Source organism: Parasphingopyxis sp., from assembly GCF_052168275.1.
In the GTDB taxonomy this organism is placed as follows: Bacteria; Pseudomonadota; Alphaproteobacteria; order Sphingomonadales; family Sphingomonadaceae; genus Parasphingopyxis.
The window spans coordinates 1-5,264 of the sequence record NZ_JBQLZM010000046.1; the positions used below are offsets into that span (position 1 = coordinate 1).

A 5,264-nucleotide genomic window follows, 5' to 3' on the forward strand; every position below is an offset into this window, starting at 1 on the left:
CCTCGCGGCTCAGCAGTTCGACGGCGCCCATTTCGCGCAGATACATGCGCACCGGATCGTCGGTCCGGTCGCCGGTCGTCTTCTTCGCCGGGGCTTCGACGACCTTCTTCTCGTCGCCGTCCACCGCCTTGGGCGCGGACTTCGCTTCCGCGGCCTCTTCCTCGCCGACATCCTCGTTCTCGACGATATTGACGCCCATTTCGGACAGCGCCGACATCACGTCCTCGATCTGCTCGGACGCCATCTGGTCCTGCGGCAGCGCCTCGTTCAGTTCGTCATAGGTCAGATAGCCGCGCTTCTTCGCCTTGGTGATCAGTTTCTTGATCGAAGCCTGGTTGAGATCGATAACCGGTGCGTCGGTATCGTCTTTCGCCGCCGTTTTTGCTTTTGCCATGTAAAACCTTGTGTTTTTCGCCGCTATGCTGCGGCTTCCCCTAACGTTTCCAACTCATCGTGCAAGCGCTGCTTTTCTTCCATCAGTCGCTTGCGGCGTTCCGACTCCCTGTTCCAGACCCCTTCAAAATCTTCCGATTCCGACGCCCGTTCGAGATTGGCGCGTACATCTGCCAGATTTTCGTCGAGCTCCTGGCTGCGGGCGATAGTATCGATCGCGGCTTCGAGATCGCGGACGGCAATTTCGGGATCCGTCTTCGGATAGAAGAAGGAAAAGCCGAGATCGCGCCAGAAATGCCTCTTTTCCGCCGATTCCAACTCCGCACTGGCCAATATGGTCTCGATCATGTCTTCATCAAGGTCGGGCCGCTCGAAAGCGGCCGCCACGAGCAGGTCCCGCCAGCGGGCGAGCAGGCCTTCGCCGATATGAAGCGACTGGATCTGGTCGGCCCGGGACTGGATCACGCCCGGATAGCGCGACAGCCCGAGCAGGATCGCGCGGATATAGAGATCGAGCCCCTGAAGGCGATTGCGTCCGGATGTCGCCGCCAGCGCATTGCGGACGAAATCGACTTCCTTCTTCTTCCATCCGAACGCGTCCCAGAAACGCTCGCGGAAGTCGCGGCCGAATTCCTCGCGCATCGCGGGATCGCCGATCGCGCCGGCGAGTTCGTTCAGCCGCCGCTTGAGCTTGGCGCGCGCGGTCGGGCTGGTCGGGTCGATCTTCGCCGCCTCATGGCGCCAAAGAAACGCGTCGAGGCTCAGCGGTTTTTCGAACTGCGCGCGCAAAGCGTCCGTGCCGCCCGACCGGATGATGTCGTCCGGATCCTGCCCGGGCGGCAGCTGCACGAAGGCGAGGGTGCGTTCGGGCTGGATCGCGGGAAGCGCGCGGTCGATCGCGCGCGCGGCGGCTTTCTGCCCGGCCGCGTCGCCGTCGAAACACAGGATCGGCGCCTCGTCGATCCGCCACAGCATCGCCAGCTGGTGCTCGGTCAGCGCCGTGCCGAGCGGCGCGACCGCCTCGCCGAAACCGGCCTGGTCGAGCGCGATCACGTCCATCTGGCCCTCGACGACGATGATGCGCCTGGTGTCCCGTGCGGCGGGCGAGGCGCGGTCGAAATTGTAGATGGTCCGCCCCTTGTCGAAGAGCGGCGTATCCGGCGAGTTCAGATATTTGGGCTTGCCGTCCCCGATGATCCGCCCGCTGAACGCGATCACGCGGCCGCGCGGATCGCGGATCGGAAACATCAGCCGGCTGCGGAACCGGTCATAGGGCGATCGGCCGCGATCGTCCGGCACGGCGATCAGACCGGCCTCGATCAGCATGTCGCGGGGAAATTCCCCGAGCGCCTCTTCGAGCTTGCCGCGCGCGTCCGGCGCGAAACCGAGGCCGAAGGCGCGCCGCGTTTCCGCCGTGATGCCGCGCCGTTCGAGATAGGCGCGGGTTTCGGCGCCCGCCGGGCCGTTCAGCTGCTCGACATACCAGTTCGCCGCCGCTTCCATCACGTCGCGCAGCGAGGCCGATTTCTCCTGCCGCTCGCGCATCCGGGGGTCGGGGGCGGGGACCTGCATCCCGGCGCCGTCCGCCAGCTCCTTTACCGCATCGATGAACGGCAGGCCGCGGGTTTCGGTGAGGAAGCGGATCGCGTCGCCATGCGCGCCGCAGCCGAAGCAATGATAGAAGCCCTTCTCGTCATTGACGGTGAAGGAGGGCGTCTTTTCCTTGTGGAACGGGCAGCAGGCCTTCCATTCCCGGCCGGCTTTCTGGAGCTTGGTGTGTTTCCCGATGACGCTGGACAGCGTCGTCCGCATCCGGAGTTCGTCGAGAAAAGCAGGCGAAAGGGACATAGCCCTATTATAAACCAAGTTAGCGCGGATCGGCGCGAAATTCAATCGCCCGGCTGGGGATTACTCGCACACGCCGGCGATCTCGCCGCCCGGCGTAGGCATCGGGCCCGGGCCGGTGGCTTCCAGGCCGTCGGCGATGAACCGGTATTCGCCGTCGGGGCCGCTCGGCGGCTGGGTCGACTGCCAGAAAAAGGTGATCGTTTCGCCGGTGCTCCAGCCCGATTCCTCCGGGAAGCTCCAGATGATCCGGTCGTCGACGCAGCTGATCGAGGCGTTGAAGCCCTCGGCGAGGACGTTTTCCGCATCGAGCACCGAATAGCCGGCGACTCCGGTGAAGCCGTGCGCGGGGAAGGCGAGGGCGAAACTCGACGCGCGTTCGACCGGCCGGACATTTTCGGGCATCTCGAACGGCGCATCGTTGGGGCCGTCGAAGCCGGGGCGAATCTCATGAATATAGGTGTAGATCGTGCCCTCTTCCGCATCGTCCGGGTCGCAGGGATCGATCCCTTCCGGGCACTGGACCCGGCTCGCGATATCGCCGAGCGCCGCGTCGAGCGCGACCAGCGAGGCTTCCACCTCGGGGCCGAGCGGGCCCTGGATCGTGCCGCCCAGGGTGAGCGAGGCGAAGTCGGTCGGCGCGATGATGTTGACGGGTTCGCTGAGGGTGGCGTCGTCGACCGGGTCGGAGGGCTGCTCGCCGGGCCCGTCCGAGCAGGCGGCGAGAGCGAGGGGCAACAGGCAGCAAAGGGTAAGGCGACGCATCGAATATCCTGGTTTTGGGTGTCCGCTTCGGGGAACCGAACTCTACATGTCGTCAGCAAGTTCCGTCGCGTCAACCCGCTAGCCGCCCGTCAACCGGGCCTTAACCAGTCCGCTCGCCCGGCCCATGTCGATTTCGCCGCCATGGCGCGCCTTGAGCTGCCCCATGACTTTGCCCATGTCCTGAGGGCCTTGCGCGCCGACTTCGGCGATGATCGCGTCGACGATCGCGCCGGTTTCCGCGTCGCTCTTCATCGCGGGCAGAAACTCTTCGATAACCGCGACCTCGGCCTTCTCGGCATCGGCCAGTTCCTGGCGGCCGCCGCTTTCGTACATCGAGATCGACTCGCGGCGCTGCTTGACCATCTTCTGAAGTACTTCGACGATCATCGTGTCGTCGTCCTTGGCGCCGCCCTCGGTCCTGAGCTCGATATCGCGGTCCTTCACCTTGGAGAGGATGAGGCGCAGCGCGGCCGTGCGCGGGCCGTCCTTCGCCTTCATCGCCGCCACCTGCGCGGCCCTGATATCGTCCCGGATCATCGTCTCTTTCCTTTGCAATGCGATGCCAATTCCCTAGCTGGGGATAAAGCGAATGAACAGGCATTGACCGCGCGGGCGACGCCTCCTAGCTGACAGCCGTTTGCGCGCCCGGCAGACTCGAAGAGACAGGATCACCGAACCATGGCGAACGCCAAGCCCGATCATGCGCCTGAAGGAGCGACGGGCGTATTGGTTCTGGCGGACGGTACTGTGATCTGGGGCCGCGGCTTCGGCGCGGAAGGCGAAGCGGTCGGCGAGGTCTGCTTCAACACCGCGATGACCGGCTATCAGGAAAGCATGACCGACCCGAGCTATGCCGGGCAGATCATCACCTTCACCTTCCCGCATATCGGCAATGTCGGCACCAATGCCGAGGATATGGAATCGGTCAATCCGCATGCGCTGGGCTGCATCGTGCGCGAGGATGTGACCGACCCCAGCAATTTCCGCTCGAGCCAGCATTACGATCAGTGGCTGAAGGTCAACGGCCGGATCGGCCTGTCGGGCATCGATACGCGCGCGCTGACGCGGCGGATCCGCGAACAGGGCGCGCCCAACGGCGTGATCGCGCATAATGCCGAGGGCACATTCGATATCGATGCGCTGAAGGCCAAGGCGGCGGAGTGGCCCGGACTGGAGGGCATGGATCTCGCCAGGACGGTTTCGACAACGCAGCAATATGAATGGCGCGACGGGCTCTGGACGCTCGGCCAGGGCTATGCCGAAGGGCAGGGGGATGACGAAAGCCGCCCGCATGTCGTGGCGATCGATTACGGCGCCAAGCGCAATATCCTGCGCCACCTGGTCAATGCCGGCGCGCGGGTGACGGTCGTTCCGGGCGAGGCGAGCTTCGACGACGTGATGCGCCACGAGCCCGACGGCATCTTCCTCGCCAATGGCCCCGGCGATCCGGCGGCGACGGGTGAGTATGCGGTGCCCGTGATCCGGCGGCTGCTCGACACCGGCAAGCCGCTGTTCGGCATCTGCCTCGGCCACCAGATGCTGGGGCTGGCGATGGGCGCGAAGACGGTGAAGATGCACCAGGGCCATCGCGGCGCCAACCATCCGGTCAAGCGGCTGGAGGACGGCCGCGTCGAGATCACCAGCATGAACCACGGCTTCGCGGTGGATATCGACACGCTGCCCGACGGCGTGAAAGCGACGCATGTGAGCCTGTTCGACGGCAGCCTGTGCGGGCTGGAACTGGAAGACAGGCCCGCGTTCAGTGTGCAGTACCACCCGGAAGCGAGCCCCGGGCCGCAGGACAGCGCCTATCTGTTCGCGAAGTTTGTGGGGATGTTGGGGTGAAAGCGAATTTCCCTCACCCACCTCAGCACGTTCTAGAAATGCTGTATCATCGGCACCTTGGGTATGGTCTAGGTCAGTCAAAGGATACCTTCTGGGGATTTAGAACAGCGTTCGACGCACTAGAACTAAGCGTTAGCGATGAAGAGTTAGACCGCTACCGTTCTCACTTCATCGAGATGGGTTGGGGGCAATTCGATGGGAAGAAAGATCCTAATTTTGCGATTACTTCATTAGGAGAAGAAGCTGCGCGACAGTCTATCGCAAGGCGTAAGCCAATATTTTCTGCGCGTCGGCTACGAACTTACGACTGGCCAATATATGGTTCGGCGGCAGCCATAATTGCTGCTCTTTTTTCTATTGCAGCTTTCTACCAAGGATAGCGATGCCCCGCCGCACCGAAATCTCCTATACTTCCT

Annotated in this window: 6 protein-coding genes; 2 read left to right on the plus strand and 4 right to left on the minus strand. The window is 63.7% G+C overall.

Annotated elements, in window-relative coordinates:
* The 4 genes from ACTS1X_RS03955 to ACTS1X_RS03970 all read right to left on the minus strand — a co-directional run.
* A partial coding sequence (locus tag ACTS1X_RS03955) for an RNA polymerase sigma factor region1.1 domain-containing protein (protein ID WP_442613078.1) occupies positions 1 to 394 on the minus strand: 394 nt, incomplete at its 3' end.
* A gap of 23 nt (positions 395 to 417) precedes the next feature.
* Positions 418 to 2,241, minus strand: coding sequence for a DNA primase (gene dnaG / locus ACTS1X_RS03960; RefSeq protein ID WP_442613079.1), 1,824 nt, complete (start codon positions 2,239 to 2,241; stop codon positions 418 to 420).
* A 60-nt stretch (positions 2,242 to 2,301) separates the two neighbouring features.
* Positions 2,302 to 3,003 carry a hypothetical protein gene (locus ACTS1X_RS03965; protein WP_442613080.1) on the minus strand — a complete coding sequence of 234 codons (702 nt, stop codon included), beginning with the start codon at positions 3,001 to 3,003 and terminating at the stop codon, positions 2,302 to 2,304.
* A 78-nt stretch (positions 3,004 to 3,081) separates the two neighbouring features.
* Positions 3,082 to 3,540, minus strand: a complete 459-nt coding sequence (locus tag ACTS1X_RS03970) for a GatB/YqeY domain-containing protein (protein WP_442613081.1) — start codon at positions 3,538 to 3,540, stop codon at positions 3,082 to 3,084.
* 141 nt (positions 3,541 to 3,681) lie between these two features.
* On the opposite strand from ACTS1X_RS03970, the gene carA reads away from it, so the two are divergent.
* The gene (gene carA / locus ACTS1X_RS03975; protein ID WP_442613082.1) at positions 3,682 to 4,848 is read left to right on the plus strand and encodes a glutamine-hydrolyzing carbamoyl-phosphate synthase small subunit; all 1,167 of its coding nucleotides are present in this window, start codon (positions 3,682 to 3,684) and stop codon (positions 4,846 to 4,848) included.
* A complete protein-coding gene (locus tag ACTS1X_RS03980; RefSeq protein WP_442613083.1) occupies positions 4,845 to 5,228 on the plus strand; it encodes a hypothetical protein in 384 nt (127 codons plus the stop codon). The genes carA and ACTS1X_RS03980 overlap by 4 nt, the downstream gene beginning before the upstream one ends.
* The last annotated feature ends 36 nt before the right edge of the window (positions 5,229 to 5,264 follow it).

Coding starts and splice junctions, on each gene's coding strand:
- dnaG (WP_442613079.1), bottom strand. CDS start 2,241: ATGTCCCTTTCGCCTGCTTTTCTCGACGAACTCCGGATGCGGACGACG.
- carA (WP_442613082.1), top strand. CDS start 3,682: ATGGCGAACGCCAAGCCCGATCATGCGCCTGAAGGAGCGACGGGCGTA.
- ACTS1X_RS03970 (WP_442613081.1), bottom strand. CDS start 3,540: ATGATCCGGGACGATATCAGGGCCGCGCAGGTGGCGGCGATGAAGGCG.
- ACTS1X_RS03965 (WP_442613080.1), bottom strand. CDS start 3,003: ATGCGTCGCCTTACCCTTTGCTGCCTGTTGCCCCTCGCTCTCGCCGCC.